The sequence below is a fragment of the Streptomyces sp. CNT360 genome (assembly GCF_000424785.1).
Map to the genome: position 1 here is coordinate 35,060 of NZ_KE384243.1, position 17,683 is coordinate 52,742.

The following is a 17,683-nucleotide window of genomic DNA, read 5'->3' on the forward strand; positions in this document are numbered from 1 at the left end:
AACCGCCTCTCGCCGCACCGCCGCACCACCGGCTGTGGCCTGACGGCCCGTCCCGTCACCCGGACCCGGACTCGACCTCGGGACCGGCCTCGGGCCGGGTCAGCTACCCAGTCGTGCCCGGACCCGTCCGCGCAGCAGCGTGTACTCGGCGGCCCTGTTCAGGGGCCGGCCCACCGGACGGGGGACGGTGACGCCCTCCGTGACGACCTGACCGGCACGGAACTGGTCCCGGGTGAAATCGATCTCCCGGCCGTCCGGCAGCCGGTTCCACCAGTGGAAGCCCTGCCGCTCGCCGTTGGCCGCGTACACCTCCCCGCACATCAGCTCGCCGCCCAGCAGGTCGTGCACCACCAGGGCGGTCACGTCGCACTGGCCCCAGGCGGGGTTGGCCGGGCTCCAACCCGCGCGGGCCAGATCGTCCGCCGAGCAGGTGTCCGCGCCCCACGACTCCCGCAGCGCCCGCCGGACCCTGTCCAACGCGAGGTCGTCTATCCGCCCCAACTCCCCCGCGCCCGCGCCCGTACCGGCAACCTCGACCGCATCCACACTCATGCCCGCAAGCATGCCCCACCCCACTGACAACGACCCCCGATGATCCCCAGAAGACCGCAGAAACGCCTCACGCTACCGGGGATCATCCCCGCACACCGGGAGGAAACGCCCTCCCCCTCCCTGTCCGCTCCCGTCCCCCTCCCCTCCCTCGACCCTCCTTCACCTCTCTCCCGCCTCCTGCGGCCCCTCCCCGGACGGCCGCGGGCACAGAAGGACCAGGCGGGCACGGAGGATCAGGCGGGCACAGAAGGGCCAGAAGGGTGGGCAGCGATGTCTGTTCGTGACGACCGTTCCGGAGCGCAGGACGGCCGTGGCCGGGGCGCGGGGCAGCGGGTGCGGGTACAGGGGCGGCCGGTCGACGGTTTCCCCGCGCTGCCGCCGGAGGCCGAGCGCGGCACGGTGCGCCGGGTGACCACGGTGGGCGAGGAGATCCTTGGCCGGCCGTGCCGGGAGGTCACCACATTCGGCACTCCGGAGCTGTCGGCGCTCATCGACGACATGTTCCCGACCATGTACGGGGCCGACGGCGCGGGTCTGGCCGCCAACCAGGTCGACGTCGGCCTGCGCCTGTTCGTGTACGACTGCCCGGACGAGGACGGCGTCCGGCACGTCGGCCACCTCGTCAACCCGACCCTGGAGCTTCCCGAGCCGGGCAGCCGCCGGCTGGTCGACGACTCCGAGGGCTGCCTGTCCGTCCCCGGCTCCTCCATGGCGGCCCCCCGCACCGACCGGGCCGTCGTCCGCGGGTTCGACAAGGACGGCAGCCCCCTGGTCATCGAGGGGATCGGGTACTTCGCCCGGTGTCTGCAACACGAGACCGACCATCTCCTCGGTCACACGTACCTCGACCGGCTCTCCAGGCGCGACCGCAAGGAAGCGCTGCGGCAGACGGCGGACCGCAGCGAGGAGGTCTTCGCCCGGCGCACCCGCAAGGCCGCCCACCTGACCCGCTGTACACACCACGGAGACGCCGCGGCCCCCGCAACGCGAAGGACCGTCCGATCCGCGCGCACCACAGGGCATTGCCCAGCCCGCATGCAGCGCGGAGCACTTCGGGGACGAGGAAGACCACCCGCGGCCCGGGCACCAGGGTCATCGCCAGGTCGAGCCGCCGCCGCATCCCGCCGGAGTACGTCGCCGCGCGCCGGGTGGCCGCCTCGCCAAGGTCGAACCGCGCCGGCAGGCGGTCGACGACGGTCGCGGCGCGGCGCCGGTCGAGGTGGCCGAGCGCGGCCGTCATCCGCAGGTTCTCCCGCCCCGTCAGAAAGGCGTCCACGGCGCAGAACTGTCCGGTCACACCGATCGCCGCCCGCACCCGGTCGGGCTCGCGGCGTACGTCGTACCCGGCGACCCGGGCCGTACCGGCGTCCGCCGGCAACAGCGCGGACAGGATGCGGACCGTGGTCGTCCTACCGGCCCCGTTCGGGTCGAGCAGGGCGTACACGGTGCCCACGGGAACGGCCAGGTCCACTCCGGCGAGCACATTCCGGCCCCGGTAGACCTTGCGCACCCCGGCGACCTCGATGGCCGGGTTCTCGCCGTCATGCCGGCCATGCCCGAAGGTCGGCCCCGCGCCAAGCTCAAACGCCGCGATGGCCCGGGGGCGCCGGGCGCTCCGCCTGCGCCTGCGCGGGCCGCCCCGGGAGGCGACGGCGGCGGCGCCGTGCCCGGTGCGGCGGCGCCGCGCCCGGTACCGGGCCCGTGCCAAAGTGCAGGCCGGTGCGGGGCCGCTCAGCGGGCGAACCGACGGACGACACGCAGCGCGCCGAGGTCGACGGTCGCCCCCACGCGGTGGGCGCGGAGGAGGACGCCGACGGTCCGGGTCAAGATCATCACCAGGACCATGAGGACGAACGCGGTGCCGTATGTGGCAGCCGGCACCTGATGCCGGACCGAGAAGGTCCCCAGGGCGTGGGTGAACCAGTGGGTCGAGCCGTAGGCGAAACCCATGCGCAGGGCCATCGCGGCCGTCCACAGCGCGGCGTACGGCCAGCCCGCGACGGTGACGAGACGGGAGTCGGCGGGGTCGCGGCGGACCTGGATCAGGGCGATCGACGCCAGGCCGAACAGCAGTCCGAGGACGAGCCCGGCCGCCTCGATCAGGTGGGCGGTGCTCCCGGCCGGTATGTCCTTGAGGTACCTGAAGCCGACGCCCGCGACGATCGCGACGGGCAGGAGCAGTCGCCTGGCGTCCGGGCGCCGCGTGCCGAGCTGGGTGGCGAGGATCGCGAGGAACAGACCGGTGTAGAGCAGGTAGTCGCTGAGGCTCATGAGTTCTCTCCAGTGGATTCGGGCGTGCCGCCCAACTACGTCTCCGAGACTGCATCTCAAGAGATGAATCTGTCAAGATGCATCTCTCCAGATGTATTCTCAGAGATGTAACTTGGAGGGATGGAGATGAGCGACCTGTACCAACTCGGCCGTCGGCTGGCCGAGATCGCCCTGGAGGGCATGGGAGCCGACGCGCTCGATCTCGCCCCGGGCGAGTTCCTGGTCCTCCAGGACCTGTTCCTGAACGGCCGCAGCGCCGTGGGCGACATCGCCAAGCGCACCGGACTGGCCCAGAGCCGCGTCTCCACCAGCGTGCGCACCCTGGCCGGCCGCGACTGGGTGGCCACCGGCGCCGACCCCGCCGACGGCCGCAGAACCCTGGTCGACCTCACCGAGTCCATCCGCGCCGCCAGCAAGCAGCGCCGCGCCGGACACGTGGACAAGACCCTGACCGACGCCCTGGCCGGCACGGACGACGCGGAGCGGACCGCCCTCGTCGCCGCGCTCGACCGCCTCCACCAGCTCCTCGTCGCCGACCACGCCCCCCGCCGCTTCCCCGACACGGCCCCCCGCCGCACCACACGGCACCCCCCACGCCAGGGCACCTGACCGCACCGGCGCCGTGCGGACCGAGTCACCCCGGACACGTGTCGCACGGCCCCCGCGGGCATGGCCACCGTGCTCGAATGCGCCCCGCACCCCGCGTTGTTCGCCCTACGGCGGAGACCGACCCGACCGGGCCCGGCGCCCACCACCGTCCGTCGCATGCCGGCGCCCACCACCGTCCCGTCACATGACGTCGGTCACCGAACAGCCACCTACCCGACCGACGGCCTCCCGGGCCCGGCCCGGCGCGCTCCCACGCCGCCGGGCCGACACCCCCGCCGCGTGCCTTGCCCGCGACCGGCGAGCCCCGAGCGCGCACCGGTGAGTTCCCCGAGCCACGCTGGTCCGTACGCCGGACACCCACGGGCGGAAGGCCGGGCCATGCGGAAACCGATTTCTACGGCATGAACCTGACCCTGGACGGCTGCATCGCCGCGGCCGGCGACGACACCGGCCGGAACACCCGCCGGGTCACCGGCGACGCGATCGCCGAGATCACCCGGCTCTAGGCCGAGGACGGCGGCCCGATGAACATCGGCGGTGCAACGCTCGCCGGGGCGGCCCAGCGCGCCGGACTGATCGACGAGTACCTGACCGCCACCCGTCCGGTCCTGGTGGCGACGGCACGCCGTCCTTCACCGCGCTGGACAGCCGGGTGAACCTGAACCCGGCGGGAACGCGGACGTTCCCCGGCGGCGCTTGGTCCTGACCAGATACGAGACGAGGCGTTGAGACGGTGAAGCTCGATTCGAGGCCCGACAGCCCCGACAAGGCACCGTCAGGTCTGTGCCATGTCCACGAAGCGGGAGTAGTGGCCCTGGAAGGCGACGGTGATCGTGGCCGTCGGACCGTTGCGGTGCTTGGCGACGATCAGGTCGGCCTCCCCCGCGCGGGGGGACTCCTTCTCGTAGGCGTCCTCACGATGCAGGAGGATCACCATGTCGGCGTCCTGCTCGATAGATCCCGATTCACGCAGGTCGGAGACCATCGGCTTCTTGTCCGTGCGCTGTTCGGGACCGCGGTTGAGCTGGGAGAGGGCGATGACGGGGACCTCCAGCTCCTTGGCCAGCAGCTTGAGGTTCCGGGACATCTCCGAGACCTCCTGCTGACGGGACTCGGGCCGGCGGGAGCCGCCCGTCTGCATCAGCTGGAGATAGTCGATGACGATGAGCTGGAGGTCGTTGCGCTGCTTGAGGCGGCGGCACTTGGCGCGGATCTCCATCATCGACAGGTTCGGTGAGTCGTCGATGTAGAGCGGCGCATCGGTGACGCCGGGCATCTGGCGGGCCAGCCGCGTCCAGTCCTCGTCCGTCATCGACCCGGACCGCATGTGGTGCAGCGCCACCCGCGCCTCCGCGGACAGCAGCCGCATCGCGATCTCGTTCCGGCCCATCTCCAGGGAGAAGATCACGCTGGGCATGGCGTGCTTGATGGAACAGGCACGGGCGAAGTCCAGGGCCAGTGTCGATTTGCCCATGGCCGGGCGGGCTGCGATGACGACCATCTGGCCAGGGTGCAGGCCGTTGGTGAGGGAGTCCAGGTCGGTGAAGCCGGTGGGTACGCCGGTCATCTGGCCGCTGCGGGAGCCGATGGCCTCGATCTCGTCGAGGGCGCCTTCCATGATGTCGGCGAGGGGAAGGTAGTCCTCGGCGGTGCGCTGCTCGGTGACGGCGTAGATCTCGGCCTGGGCGCCGTTGACGATGTCGTCGACGTCGCCGTCGGCCGCGTACCCCATCTGGGTGATGCGGGTGCCGGCCTCGACGAGGCGGCGCAGCACGGCGCGTTCGCGGACGATCTCCGCGTAGTAGAGGGCGTTGGCCGCGGTGGGCACGGCCTGGACGAGGGACTGGACGTAGCCGGGGCCGCCGACGCGGGCGATCTCGCCGCGGCGGGTCAGCTCGGCGGTGACGGTGATGGGGTCGGCGGGCTCGCCCTTGGCGTAGAGGTCGAGGACGGCCTGGTAGACGGTCTCGTGGGCCGGCCGGTAGAAGTCGGGGCCCTTGAGGGTCTCGACGACGTCGGCGATGGCGTCCTTGGACAGCAGCATGCCGCCGAGGACGGACTTCTCGGCCTCCAGGTCCTGCGGGGGGACGCGTTCGAAGCCGCCGGGGGGGCCTTCGGGGCCGCGGTCGTGCTGTTCGCCCATGCCGCCGGAGCGTTCGTCGGGGCGGCTGCCTGCGCCGCGTCCGGACCGTGGGCCGCCGTTGCGGTAGCCGTCGCGGCCGGAGTCCTGGCGGGCCAGGGGAAAACCGTCCTCCGTGGCGAGGTCGGCGGCCCAGGGGTCCTCCACCTGTTCGGGTTGTTGTGTCACCCGTTCTCGCCTCCTCCCAGCACTCCGTCGTACGGCACAGTCTTACGGCACAGCACTGACAAAGGCTGGCAGTCGAGGCGCCCCGACCCGGGTTACGGCGCGTCGTCCCGGCGGTGGACCGGCCGGTGGGGAAGCGGGAACGAGGGGTGGGCGCTGGTACACCGTAGGGGGCCCGGGCGGTTCAGCCAATCACCTTATCCACAGGGTGGTGTGGACAGTCGGGGCCAACCTGTGGAGAAGCCCGCGAAAGCTGTGCACGAGTCGGGGGACAGCGCTGTGGATTACTCCTGCTGCCACCACGGCAACCCCGTGTGACCTGCACCTTTGTCGTCCACGGGCTGTGCGGGGAAAAAACTTTGCACGGGCGTCGGCAGGAGCGTCACGGAGGGTGCACAACCCTGTCGTGTACACCGTCCGGTAAGCACTGGAAGCCCCTTGCACTCATTACCTGTGGATGTTTGGATCGAACCCATGAGCCCCGCTTCCCCGACCACGCGCACCGCTGTGCGACGCCACGACCGTGAGATCATCGCGCTCGCCCTCCCCGCCTTCGGCGCGCTCGTCGCGGAGCCCCTCTTCGTCATGGTCGACAGCGCCATCGTCGGCCACCTGGGCACCCCGCAGCTCGCGGGGCTCGGGGTCGCCGCCGCCCTCCTGCAGACCGGCGTCAACATCTTCGTCTTCCTCGCCTACGCGACCACCGCGGCCGTCGCCCGGCGGCTGGGCGCCGACGACCTGCCCGCGGCCCTGCGCCAGGGCATGGACGGCATCTGGCTCGCCCTGCTGCTCGGCGTGCTCGTGGTCGCCGTCGCGGTACCGACGGCGCCCTGGATCGTCGACGCGTTCGGCGCCTCCGCCACCGCCGCCCCCTACGGCACCACCTACCTGCGCGTCAGCGCCCTCGGCATCCCCGCCATGCTGATCGTGCTCGCCGCGACGGGCGTGCTGCGCGGGCTCCAGGACACCAGGACCCCGCTGTACGTCGCCGTCGGCGGCTTCACCGCCAACGCCGCCCTCAACGCGCTGCTCGTCTACGGCGCGGGGCTCGGCATCGCCGGTTCCGCCTGGGGCACGGTGATTGCCCAGTGGGGGATGGCCGCGGTCTACCTGACGGTGGTCGTGCGGGGTGCCCGGCGCCACGGGGCCTCCCTGCGGCCCGACCTCGCCGGGATCCGCGCCAGCGGCCGCGCCGGGGTGCCGCTCTTGATCCGTACGCTCTCGCTGCGGGCCGTCCTCATGATCGCCACCGCGGTCGCGGCGCGGCTCGGCGACGCGGACATCGCCGCCCACCAGATCACCCTCACCCTGTGGTCGCTGCTCGCGTTCGCGCTGGACGCCATCGCCATCGCGGGGCAGGCCATCATCGGGCGCTGTCTGGGCGCCTCCGATGTGGCCGGGGCGCGGGCCGCCTGCCGTCGGATGGTGTGGTGGGGGGCCCTCAGCGGGGTGGTCCTCGGCGCGCTGGTCGCCCTGGTACGGCCCCTGTTCATGCCGCTCTTCACGACGGACGGCTCGGTCGTCGACGCGCTGACGCCGGTCCTTCTCGTGGTGGCCGTCACCCAGCCCGTCGCGGGCATCGTCTTCGTCCTCGACGGGGTGCTGATGGGCGCGGGCGACGGCCCCTACCTGGCCGGGGCGATGCTGGTGACGTTCGCGGTGTTCGCCCCCGTGGCCCTCCTGGTGCCCACCCTCGGCGGCGGCCTGACCGCCCTGTGGTGGACCGTGGCGGGACTGATGATGGGCACCCGCCTGGTGACCCTCGCCCTGCGCGCCCGCTCCGGGCGGTGGATGGTCACAGGGGCGGTACGCGGCGCCTGACCGGCGCCACCGGGTGGGTCCGTAGGCGCCCCGGTGGTCGTACACACCGTGCCGGCGCACGGGCCCCTGGCCGTACCGAGTTGCCGGCCGTGCACAGCGTCGGCCGCATGCGAAAGGGCCGCACCCCCTCGCAGGGGTGCGGCCCTTTCGTGCGGCTCAGGCCGTCGGGCCCGTGCGGTCCGGTCGTCAGGACGCGGCGACGTCCACGTCGACCGTGGCGGCCACGTCGGCGTGCAGTCGCACGCTGACCTGGTGGGCGCCCAGCGACTTGATGGGCGAGCCCACCTCGATGCGGCGCTTGTCCACGTCGGGACCGCCGGAGGCCTTGATCGCGTCGGCGATGTCGGCCGGGGTGACGGAACCGAAGAGACGGCCCTGGTCGCCGGCGCGCACCTTCAGGCCCACGTCGAGGCCCTCGAGCTGCCCCTTGATCTCGGTGGCCTGCTCGATCGTGGCGATCTCGCGGATCTTGCGGGCGCGGCGGATCTGCTCGACGTCCTTCTCGCCGCCCTTGGTCCAGCGGATGGCGTACCCGCGGGGGACGAGGTAGTTGCGGGCGTACCCGTCCCGCACCTCGACGACGTCACCGGCGGCACCGAGGCCGGAGACCTCGTTGGTCAGGATGATCTTCATGCTGGGGTCACCCTTCCCTTATCGCGCGGTGGAGGTGTAGGGCAGCAGCGCCATCTCACGGCTGTTCTTGACGGCCGTGGCGACGTCACGCTGGTGCTGGGTGCAGTTGCCGGTGACCCGGCGGGCACGGATCTTGCCGCGGTCGGAAATGAACTTCCGCAGCAGGTTCGTGTCCTTGTAGTCGACGTAGGAGATCTTCTCCTTGCAGAACACGCAAACCTTCTTCTTCGGCTTGCGAGCAGGCGGCTTCGCCATTGTCTACTCCTAGGAATATCGCTCAGAAGGGTGGCTCGTCCGAGTAGCCGCCACCGTTGCCGCCGGGGCCACCGCCCCAGCCGCCGCCACCGCCCTGGCCGCCACCGGCCGGGGCGCCCGTGGCCCACGGGTCGCCCGCGGGGGCGCCGCCGCCCTGCTGCTGGCCACCGTTGCCGCCGGGGCCGCCGCCCCAGCCGCCACCCTGGCCGCCGCCGCCGAACCCGCCGCCCTGGCCACCGCGGCCGGTGGTCTTGGTGACCTTGGCCGTGGCGTTGCGGAGGCTGGCGCCGACCTCGTCGACGTCCAGCTCGTAGACCGTGCGCTTGATGCCCTCGCGGTCCTCGTACGAGCGCTGCCGAAGGCGGCCCTGCACGACGACGCGGGTGCCCTTGGTGAGGGACTCGGCGACGTTCTCGGCCGCCTGCCGCCAGACCGAGCAGGTGAGGAAGAGGCTCTCGCCGTCCTTCCACTCGTTGGTCTGCCGGTCGAAGGTGCGGGGGGTGGACGCGACACGGAACTTCGCGACCGCCGCACCGGAGGGGGTGAAGCGCAGCTCGGGGTCGTCGACGAGATTGCCGACGACCGTGATGACGGTCTCGCCTGCCATGGGGGAACCTCTCGGCGTGCTGCTGGCTGCTGTGGTGCTGGTGGTGCTCGGTGCTGCTGGTGGTGCCGTCACGCACGGCGGTGCCGCGGCGACGGCGCGCTACTCGGCGCTCGGCCTCAGTGGGTCGACGGGCGCAGGACCTTGGTCCGCAGGACGGACTCGTTCAGGTTCATCTGCCGGTCGAGCTCCTTGACCACAGCAGGCTCGGCCTGGAGGTCGATGACCGAGTAGATGCCCTCGGGCTTCTTGTTGATCTCGTAGGAGAGACGACGACGGCCCCAGGTGTCGACCTTCTCGACCTTCCCGTTGCCCTCGCGGACGACGGAAAGGAAGCTCTCGATCTGGGGGGCGACAGCGCGCTCCTCCAGGTCGGGGTCGAGGATGACCATCACCTCGTAGTGACGCATGTGGAACCCACCTCCTCTGGACTCGGCGGCCACGGTCGTTCCGTGGCAGGAGGGTCGTGATGCGTTGCTGTGCCCCTGGTGAGCCCGGGCCCCGGGATTCCGGGAAGCACCCGGGCAGGGCACAGAAGGGACAGCGTACCCGGACGCGGCCTTCCGGTTGAAATCCGGGGGTGTTCCGGCGCAATCTGGACACCTCACAGGTGTGAGCGGCGTTACAGTGCGCGCCGCGCGCCGCAGGAGCAAGGAGCTCGCTGAGGAGGTGCCGTATGGCACACGCAGTCCGGTGGACCCGTCCCCTCTCCTACCTCAACTCCGACGGCAGGCGGCACCCGGTCGAGAACTCCCTGGCCACCGCCACTCTGGTGCTGGGCGTGGTGGCGGTGGTCTGCGCGTGGTGGACGGGCCTGCACGTGCTGGGCACCTGGGTGGGCGTCGTCGGGGTGCTGACCGGGGCGTGGGGGCAGTACATCTCGGCCACGACAGGTGAACGGTTCGTCACCATCGTCGGGCTGGGCGCCGCGGCGGTCGGCTTCTACATCAACATGATGCACGGCGGTTTCCTGCCCTAGCCAGAAGACGTCCGTACGGGTCTCCGGCACCGTCCCGCAGCTGTGGCGGGCCGGTGCCGGGGCGGCGCGAACCGCCCGGTTCGGCCAGGGCCTGGGCCGAACGGGGCCGCCGGGGGCACAGTAGGCTTCCCGCGAGCATCACTCAGTTCGCCGGAGGAGCGTCCCGCCATGAGCCTGACCCTACGGACCATCAGCCGCGAGCAGCATCTGGCGTACATCCAGAGCCTGCCGTCGGCAAGCCACTGTCAGGTGCCCGCGTGGGCGGACGTGAAGAACGAGTGGCGCTCGGAGAATCTGGGCTGGTTCGACGAGCGCACCGGTCAGATGGTGGGTGCGGGGCTGGTGCTCTACCGGCAGCTCCCGAAGGTCAAGCGCTACCTCGCCTACCTGCCCGAGGGCCCGGTCATCGACTGGTTCGCGCCGAACCTGGAGGAGTGGCTGCGGCCGATGCTGGCCCACCTCAAGAGCCAGGGCGCGTTCTCGGTGAAGATGGGCCCGCCCGTGGTGATCCGGCGCTGGGACGCGGCCGCCATCAAGAAGGGCATCCAGGACCAGGACGTCAAGCGGCTGCGGGACATCAAGGCCACCCACATCGAACCGCACGCCTTCGAGGTGTCGGACAAGCTGCGCAGGATGGGCTGGCAGCAGGGCGAGGACGGCGGGGCGGGCTTCGGTGACGTCCAGCCGCGCTACGTCTTCCAGGTGCCGCTGGAGGGCCGCTCGCTGGAGGACGTGCACAAGAGCTTCAACCAGCTGTGGCGGCGCAACATCAAGAAGGCCGACAAGGCCGGTGTGCAGGTGGTCCAGGGCGACATGGCCAACCCGTACGACCTGGACGAGTGGCAGCGGCTGTACGAGATCACCGCCGAGCGCGACCGGTTCCGGCCCCGCCCCAAGGCGTACTTCCAGCGCATGTGGAACGTGCTCAACGCCGAGGATCCGCACCGGATGCGGCTGTACTTCGCCGAGCACGAGGGTGAGCGCATCTCGGCGGCCACGATGCTCGTGGTGGGCGGGCACGTGTGGTACTCCTACGGTGCCTCGGCCAACCACAAGCGCGAGGTACGGCCGTCGAACGCGATGCAGTGGCGGATGCTCCAGGACGCGTACGCGCTGGGGGCGAGCCTCTACGACCTGCGCGGCATCAGCGACTCCCTGGACGAGAACGACCATCTGTTCGGTCTCATCCAGTTCAAGGTCGGCACCGGTGGGCAGGCGGCCGAGTATCTCGGCGAGTGGGACTTCCCGCTGAACAAGCTGCTGCACAAGGCGCTCGACATCTACATGTCGCGGCGCTGACCACCCGTCGGCGGCGGTCGCTCGTCCGCAGCCGGCGCACCCCACGTCCCCAGACGCACCCGCTTCGACCCGGACCCGAGCGGCGACTCGGTCCAGAAAGGTTCCGTACCGGCCATGGCGCTCTCCCTCTACGTCGACACCGATCGCTGGCGGGCACACCAGCAGTCGATGCTCCAGCAGTTCCCGGGGATCGTTCCGGTCTGCAAGGGCAACGGCTACGGCTTCGGCCACGAGCGCCTGGCCGACGAGGCCACGAAGTTCGGCGCCGACGTGCTGGCCGTGGGCACCACCTACGAGGCGGCCCGCACCAAGGACCTGTTCGGCGGGGATCTGCTGGTGCTCACGCCGTTCCGCAAGAACGAGGAGCCGGTGCCGCTGCCGGACCGGGCGATCCGCTCGGTCTCCTCGGTGGAGGGCGTGGGCCTCATGCGGGGGGCGCGCGTCGTCATCGAGGTGATGAGCAGCATGAAGCGGCACGGCGTCACCGAGCAGGACCTGCCCCGGCTGCACGCGGCGATCGACGAGGTGCGGCTGGAGGGGTTCGCCATCCACCTCCCGCTGGACCGGGCCGACGGATCCGACGCGGTGGAGGAGGTCATCGGCTGGATGGACCGGCTGCGGGCGGCACGGCTGCCGCTGGACACCATGTTCGTCAGCCACCTGAAGCCCGACGAGTTCGCGCTGCTCTCGCAGCAGTTCCCGCAGACCCGCTTCCGCGCCCGGATCGGCACCCGGCTGTGGCTGGGCGACCACGACGCGACCGAGTACCGGGGCGCGATCCTGGACGTGACACGGGTGGTCAAGGGCGACCGGTTCGGCTACCGGCAGGCCAAGGCGCCGGGCGACGGCTGGCTGGTCGTCGTCGCGGGCGGCACCTCGCACGGGGTGGGCCTGGAGTCCCCCAAGGCGCTGCACGGCATGACGTCCCGCGCCAAGGGTGTGGCCCGCGCGGGTCTGGCGACCGTCAACCGGAACCTGTCGCCGTTCGTGTGGGCGGGCAAGCAGCGCTGGTTCGCGGAGCCCCCGCACATGCAGGTCTCCATCCTCTTCGTCCCCTCCGACGCCCCGGAGCCGCACGTGGGTGAGGAACTGCCCGCGATCCTGCGGCACACGACGACGACGACGGACCGCACGGTGGACCGCTGAGCCCTTCCGGGGTGCTGCTCCCTGCCCTCCCGGGGAGAGGCTGCCCGGTCCGTCCTTCGCGGACTGCGCACGCGCTCCGGCTGAGCGCGCAGTTCCCCGCGCCCCTGGCAGGGGCGCGGGGAACTGCGCGACACGCCACGACGGACTCCGCACACGGCAGCGGACGACCAGGGGCAGGCCCTCAGCCGTTCAAGCCACAGCGGCGAGCGGTCAGCGTTCGGCCTTGCCGTCGATGAAGTCCTGCACGTTCTGGCGGGCCTGGTCGTCGAAGTACTGGACCGGCGGGGACTTCATGAAGTAGGAGGACGCCGAGAGGATCGGGCCGCCGATACCGCGGTCCTTGGCGATCTTCGCGGCGCGCAGCGCGTCGATGATGACGCCGGCCGAGTTGGGGGAGTCCCACACCTCCAGCTTGTACTCCAGGTTCAGCGGGACGTCGCCGAAGGCGCGGCCCTCCAGGCGGACGTACGCCCACTTGCGGTCGTCCAGCCAGGCGACGAAGTCGGAGGGGCCGATGTGCACGTTGTCGGCGCCCAGATCGCGGTCGGGGATCTGGGAGGTGACGGCCTGCGTCTTGGAGATCTTCTTCGACTCCAGCCGCTCCCGCTCCAGCATGTTCTTGAAGTCCATGTTGCCGCCGACGTTGAGCTGCATCGTACGGTCCAGGATGACGCCCCGGTCCTCGAACAGCTTGGCCATCACCCGGTGCGTGATGGTGGCGCCGACCTGCGACTTGATGTCGTCACCGACGATCGGCACACCCGCGGCGGTGAACTTGTCGGCCCACTCCTTGGTGCCGGCGATGAAGACGGGCAGCGCGTTGACGAAGGCGACACCGGCGTCGAGGGCGCACTGGGCGTAGAACTCGACGGCCTCCTGGGAGCCGACGGGCAGGTAGCAGACCAGGACGTCGGCCTGCGTGTCCTTGAGCGCCCGGACGACGTCGACGGGCTCGGCGTCGGACTCCTCGATGGTGAGGCGGTAGTACTTGCCCAGGCCGTCGTAGGTGTGGCCACGCTGCACGGGCACGCCGGCCGGCGGCACGTCGCAGATCTTGATGGTGTTGTTCTCGCTGGCGCCGATCGCCTCGGCCAGGTCGAGGCCGACCTTTTTGCCGTCGACGTCGAAGGCGGCGACGAACTCGATGTCGCGCACGTGGTAGTCGCCGAACTGGACGTGCATCAGACCCGGGACCTTGCTGTCCGGGTCGGCGTCCTTGTAGTACTCGACGCCCTGTACCAGCGATGCGGCGCAGTTGCCCACGCCGGCGATGGCTACGCGAACCGAACCCATTCCGGTTGCTCCCTGTGTGTTCTCGCTGAGGCTGCGGGGATGCCCGGCCTCATCTGTCGGTGATGTCGGACGGACCCGACGAGGGACGGTCCGAACCGGTCTCGTGCGCGGGGCGCCCCGGGCGCTCGTCCCCCGTGCGCCGGCCCTCCTGGCGTTCGCTCTCGATGAGCTCGGTCAGCCAGCGGACCTCGCGCTCCACGGATTCCATGCCGTGGCGCTGGAGTTCGAGCGTGTAGTCGTCGAGACGCTCGCGCGTACGGGCCAGAGAGGCGCGCATCCTGGCGAGCCTCTCCTCCAGCCGGCTGCGGCGCCCTTCCAGCACGCGCATGCGGACATCGCGTGAGGTCTGGCCGAAGAAGGCGAAGCGGACGCCGAAGTGCTCGTCCTCCCAGGTATCGGGACCCGTCTGGGAGAGCAGGTCCTCGAAGTGCTCCTTGCCTTCGGCCGTCAGCCTGTACACGATCTTCGCCCGGCGCCCGGCGAGCGAGCCCGCCTGGGCGCGGGGGGAGAGCGCTTCCTCGGGCTGGGCGCTCGGCTCCTCCACCAGCCAGCCGCGCTGTACCAGCGCTTTGAGGCAGGGGTAGAGCGAGCCGTAGCTGAAGGCGCGGAAGACGCCGAGCGAGGTGTTGAGCCGCTTGCGCAGCTCGTACCCGTGCATCGGGGACTCACGGAGCAGGCCGAGGACGGCGAACTCGAGGACGCCTGAGCGTCTGCTCACGGTCCGCCACCTCCGCCCGGTTCCGCACGTCCCGTACTCGTCCGGGTACATGTCTCGCTCTGATGTATCGATTCGATACATCTCGACGATAGAACGGGCCTTCGGTAGCGACAAGAGGGGGGTCGGTGAAGGGGCTCACATCACCGATTCACAGCAGCTCCTTTGCGTCGATTGAGGCGAATGAGAACAAAAGAAGGTTTTGGAGCTGCGTAGTCTGTCGGCTGTGCAGACCACCGGGAACCGTGCGGCGCCTCGACGCGTCCTCGTCCTGGGTGCAGTGCGCGCGGGTCCGGCCAGTCCGTCCGCCCGGCGCACTCGGGGGGACCAGAAGCCAACTGCCACCTTCAGGCGCTACGGCCGCCTGCCCGAGGAGTAGCTGTTCCAATGAGCGGAAACCGTCGAAAGCCGCCGCAGGGGCGCGGCCGTCGCGCGGCACAGCCGCCACCGTCGTCCGGCCGCCGCGCGGCACAGCGCGGCGGCGGGCACGGGCCTGCCTCGGGGGCCGGTGACGCCTCCGGCGGCCAGAACCCGTCGGCTCCCTACGAGGGCCGGGCGGCGGCCCGCAGGGCTGCCCAGGGCGGTGGCCGACGACGAACGGCCGCCGCCGCGGCGAACGCCCAGACCGGACGCCGTGCGGCGCGCGGCCGGGGGCGCGGCGGACCCGAGCGGAAGCGCTTCATCGACTACCCGCGGGCGAACAAGTCGGGGCTGCGGCGCTGGTTGCCGTCCTGGAAACTGGTCACCGGCTCCTTCCTGGGCTTCGTCGGCCTGTGCATCGTCGCCTTCGCCATCGGCCTGTGGATGGTGCAGGTACCCGACCAGGCCAAGGCCGACGCACGCTCCCAGACCAACGTCTACTACTGGTCCGACGGGGAGCGGATGGCGGTGGCGGGCGCCGAGGGCGAGAAGAACCGGCAGAACGTCTCCCGCAAGCAGATGCCCACGACGCTCCAGAACGCGGTGATCTCCTCCGAGAACGCCTCCTTCTGGGAGGACTCCGGTGTCGACCCGGTGGGTATCGCCCGTGCGGCCTTCAACATGGCGACCGGCGGGGACACCCAGGGCGGCTCGACGATCACCCAGCAGTACGTCAAGAACAGCTACCTGACGCAGGACCAGACCCTCAAGCGCAAGGTCACGGAGCTGTTCATCTCCATCAAGGCCGGCGCCACGATGGACAAGGGCGAGATCCTGGAGAGCTACCTCAACACGGCCTACTTCGGACGGGGCGCATTCGGCGTCCAGGCCGCCTCCCAGGCCTACTTCGGCAAGGACGTCGACGACATCAGCGCCTCGGAGGGCGCCTACCTGACGACGCTGCTCAACGGCGCGGCGCTCTACGACCCCTTCGAGGGCGACCAGGAAGCGAACAAGGTTCGCTCGGAGCAGAAGTGGAAGACCGTCATCCTCCGCGAGGTGGAAGTCGGCAAGATGTCCAAGGCGAAGGCGAAGGACGTCCTCGCCAAGGGCATGCCCGACATCAAACCGCCGAAGAAGGCGATGGACAAGCGGGGTCAGAAGGGCTATCTGATCGACCTGGCCAACCGGTACCTGGTCAACAACAAGGTGCTCTCCCGCGAGGAGCTCAACCGCGGCGGCTACCAGATCCGCACGACCTTCGACAAGAAGAAGACGTTCGCTCTGCGGGACTCGGTCACCGACATCTACAAGAAGAACATCGATGCGAAGAAGCGGCCCGACCTGGACAGCCATGTGCAGTTCGGCGGCGCGTCCGTGAGACCGACGGACGGCAGGATCGTCGCCATCTACGGCGGCGAGGACTACATCAAGCACTTCACCAACAACGCGGACGAGACGGGTGTGCCCGTCGGCTCCACGTTCAAGCCCTTCGTGCTGGCGGCGGCCATGAACGACGGGGTGCGTGATCGCAGCGGGCCCGCGGCGCAGTCGAAGGGCACGCGCCACCTGGTCAACCCGGACCGCAGCTACTACGACGGCCGCAACAAGCTGCTGATCCGCGACTACAACGGGGAGATCTGGAAGAACAAGGAAGGCAAGTACTGGCGCCAGGCCAACGACGGCAACAAGGACTACGGCGACCCGCACGACAGCTACCGGATCAACCTGCGCGACGCCATGAAGAACTCGGTGAACTCGCCGTACGTGCAACTCGGCATGGACATCGGGATCCCGACGGTGCGCGAGAACGCCGAGGCCGCGGGCCTGCTGGACTCCAGCCTGAACCACTCCAACAGCCCGTCCTTCTCCCTGGGTATCTCGACCCCCAGCGCGATCCGGATGGCGAGCGGCTACGGCACCTTCGCCGCCCAGGGCAAGCGCAACGAGCCGTACTCGGTGACGAGGGTCGTCGACGAGGACGGGAAGAAGCTGCCCCTGCCCAAGCACCACGAGCAGCAGAAGTTCTCCGCGCAGGTGGCCAACAACGTCACCGATGTGCTCACGGACGTCGTCGAGAGCGGCACCGGCACGGTGGCCAAGCAACTGGGGCGGCCGGCAGCCGGCAAGACGGGTACGACGGACGGCAACAAGTCCGCCTGGTTCGTCGGCTACACGCCGCAGCTGTCGACGGCCGTGGGCATGTGGCGTATGAACGACAACGCCTCCGCCAAGGACCGCAAGTTCCTGGAGATGTTCGGTACGGGCGGACAGAAGAAGATCCACGGTGCCTCCTTCCCGGCCCAGATCTGGACCTCCTACATGCAGGACGCCCTGAAGGGCTCGAAGATCGAGAACTTCCCGAAGGCGGAGCCCATCGGGGACAAGGTCTACGGTCCCGGGGCGAGCCCCGACCCGACCCCGACCGAGCCCTCGGCGCCGCCGTCGCCGTCGAAGGAGCCCAGCAGCAGCCCGTCCGAGTCCGAGTCGGAGTCGGAGTCCCCCTCCCACTCGCCGACGCCGACGGAAACGGAGTGCGACGACCCGCTCGAACCCGAGTGCCACGACAACGGCCAGGGCGGGGGCGACGGTGACCCGGGTGGCGGCGACGGTGGCCCGGGCGGTGACACCGGCGACACCGGAGACACCGGGGACACGGGCAACGATGCCGGCGGGATCTTCGCCGGCCCCAACAGCGCCCGCAGGGACTGATCCCCCGGCGCCTTCCGCCGGGTTGCCCCGGCGACAGGCTGCGGCACCGCTGCAACACCTCTGCGACGGCCCCGGCTCGGATGTCCGAGCCGGGGCCGTCGCCTGTGCTCGGCGGCGTCGCCCGGTGGG

General features: G+C 70.6%; 15 protein-coding genes and 3 pseudogenes. 8 read left to right on the forward strand and 10 right to left on the reverse strand.

The features are described from left to right. Nucleotides 1-99 precede the first annotated feature (99 nt). Nucleotides 100-552 carry a YunG family protein gene (locus tag H297_RS0125955; protein ID WP_486589673.1) on the reverse strand — a complete coding sequence of 151 codons (453 nt, stop codon included), beginning with the start codon at nt 550-552 and terminating at the stop codon, nt 100-102. 270 nt (nt 553-822) lie between these two features. Here H297_RS0125955 and def point away from each other — a divergent pair. Then, nucleotides 823-1,497, forward strand: a pseudogene (def, locus tag H297_RS42100) (peptide deformylase); the annotation flags it as partial. 127 nt (nt 1,498-1,624) lie between these two features. Here the strand turns inward: def and H297_RS42105 are convergent. After that, nucleotides 1,625-2,062, reverse strand: a pseudogene (locus H297_RS42105) (ATP-binding cassette domain-containing protein); the annotation flags it as partial. A gap of 221 nt (nt 2,063-2,283) precedes the next feature. Continuing rightward, the gene (locus H297_RS0125965) at nt 2,284-2,823 is read right to left on the reverse strand and encodes a hypothetical protein (protein WP_027739428.1); all 540 of its coding nucleotides are present in this window, start codon (nt 2,821-2,823) and stop codon (nt 2,284-2,286) included. A 126-nt stretch (nt 2,824-2,949) separates the two neighbouring features. Here H297_RS0125965 and H297_RS40510 point away from each other — a divergent pair, with 126 nt between their 5' ends. Beyond that, nucleotides 2,950-3,432 (forward strand): MarR family winged helix-turn-helix transcriptional regulator, encoded by a 483-nt coding sequence (locus H297_RS40510; RefSeq protein WP_486589674.1) that lies wholly within the window; start codon nt 2,950-2,952, stop codon nt 3,430-3,432. A 440-nt stretch (nt 3,433-3,872) separates the two neighbouring features. Then, nucleotides 3,873-4,161 (forward strand): annotated as a pseudogene (locus tag H297_RS38515) (dihydrofolate reductase family protein); the annotation flags it as partial. 46 nt (nt 4,162-4,207) lie between these two features. Here H297_RS38515 and dnaB read toward each other — a convergent pair. Then, on the reverse strand, nt 4,208-5,740 hold the full coding sequence (dnaB, locus tag H297_RS0125985) for a replicative DNA helicase (RefSeq protein WP_027739429.1): 1,533 nt from the start codon (nt 5,738-5,740) through the stop codon (nt 4,208-4,210). A 471-nt stretch (nt 5,741-6,211) separates the two neighbouring features. Between dnaB and H297_RS0125990 the strand changes: the two genes are divergently transcribed. Continuing rightward, complete coding sequence (locus H297_RS0125990) at nt 6,212-7,558, forward strand: MATE family efflux transporter (protein ID WP_027739430.1); 1,347 nt, start codon at nt 6,212-6,214, stop codon at nt 7,556-7,558. A 186-nt stretch (nt 7,559-7,744) separates the two neighbouring features. On the opposite strand, the gene rplI is transcribed toward H297_RS0125990, so the two are convergent. The 4 genes from rplI to rpsF all read right to left on the reverse strand — a co-directional run bounded on the left by rplI (nt 7,745) and on the right by rpsF (nt 9,460). Then, a complete protein-coding gene (rplI, locus tag H297_RS0125995) occupies nt 7,745-8,191 on the reverse strand; it encodes a 50S ribosomal protein L9 (RefSeq protein ID WP_027739431.1) in 447 nt (148 codons plus the stop codon). Nucleotides 8,192-8,209: 18 nt separating this feature from the next. Beyond that, a complete protein-coding gene (gene rpsR / locus H297_RS0126000; protein WP_003978893.1) occupies nt 8,210-8,446 on the reverse strand; it encodes a 30S ribosomal protein S18 in 237 nt (78 codons plus the stop codon). Nucleotides 8,447-8,468: 22 nt separating this feature from the next. Continuing rightward, nucleotides 8,469-9,053 carry a single-stranded DNA-binding protein gene (locus tag H297_RS0126005; RefSeq protein WP_027739432.1) on the reverse strand — a complete coding sequence of 195 codons (585 nt, stop codon included), beginning with the start codon at nt 9,051-9,053 and terminating at the stop codon, nt 8,469-8,471. 116 nt (nt 9,054-9,169) lie between these two features. After that, complete coding sequence (rpsF, locus tag H297_RS0126010; protein ID WP_027739433.1) at nt 9,170-9,460, reverse strand: 30S ribosomal protein S6; 291 nt, start codon at nt 9,458-9,460, stop codon at nt 9,170-9,172. A 266-nt stretch (nt 9,461-9,726) separates the two neighbouring features. Here rpsF and H297_RS0126015 point away from each other — a divergent pair, with 266 nt between their 5' ends. The 3 genes from H297_RS0126015 (at nt 9,727) to H297_RS0126025 (ending at nt 12,474) form a co-directional block, all read left to right on the forward strand. Further along, on the forward strand, nt 9,727-10,029 hold the full coding sequence (locus tag H297_RS0126015) for a hypothetical protein (protein WP_027739434.1): 303 nt from the start codon (nt 9,727-9,729) through the stop codon (nt 10,027-10,029). 168 nt (nt 10,030-10,197) lie between these two features. Next, nucleotides 10,198-11,328, forward strand: coding sequence for a peptidoglycan bridge formation glycyltransferase FemA/FemB family protein (locus H297_RS0126020; RefSeq protein WP_027739435.1), 1,131 nt, complete (start codon nt 10,198-10,200; stop codon nt 11,326-11,328). 114 nt (nt 11,329-11,442) lie between these two features. Further along, nucleotides 11,443-12,474 carry an alanine racemase gene (locus H297_RS0126025; RefSeq protein ID WP_027739436.1) on the forward strand — a complete coding sequence of 344 codons (1,032 nt, stop codon included), beginning with the start codon at nt 11,443-11,445 and terminating at the stop codon, nt 12,472-12,474. A gap of 210 nt (nt 12,475-12,684) precedes the next feature. Here the strand turns inward: H297_RS0126025 and H297_RS0126030 are convergent, their stop codons facing one another. Continuing rightward, nucleotides 12,685-13,767, reverse strand: a complete 1,083-nt coding sequence (locus H297_RS0126030; RefSeq protein ID WP_027739437.1) for an inositol-3-phosphate synthase — start codon at nt 13,765-13,767, stop codon at nt 12,685-12,687. A 49-nt stretch (nt 13,768-13,816) separates the two neighbouring features. Beyond that, complete coding sequence (locus tag H297_RS0126035) at nt 13,817-14,485, reverse strand: helix-turn-helix transcriptional regulator (RefSeq protein WP_027739438.1); 669 nt, start codon at nt 14,483-14,485, stop codon at nt 13,817-13,819. 384 nt (nt 14,486-14,869) lie between these two features. Between H297_RS0126035 and H297_RS0126040 the strand changes: the two genes are divergently transcribed. After that, nucleotides 14,870-17,554 carry a transglycosylase domain-containing protein gene (locus H297_RS0126040; protein WP_027739439.1) on the forward strand — a complete coding sequence of 895 codons (2,685 nt, stop codon included), beginning with the start codon at nt 14,870-14,872 and terminating at the stop codon, nt 17,552-17,554. Nucleotides 17,555-17,683: the final 129 nt, after the last annotated feature.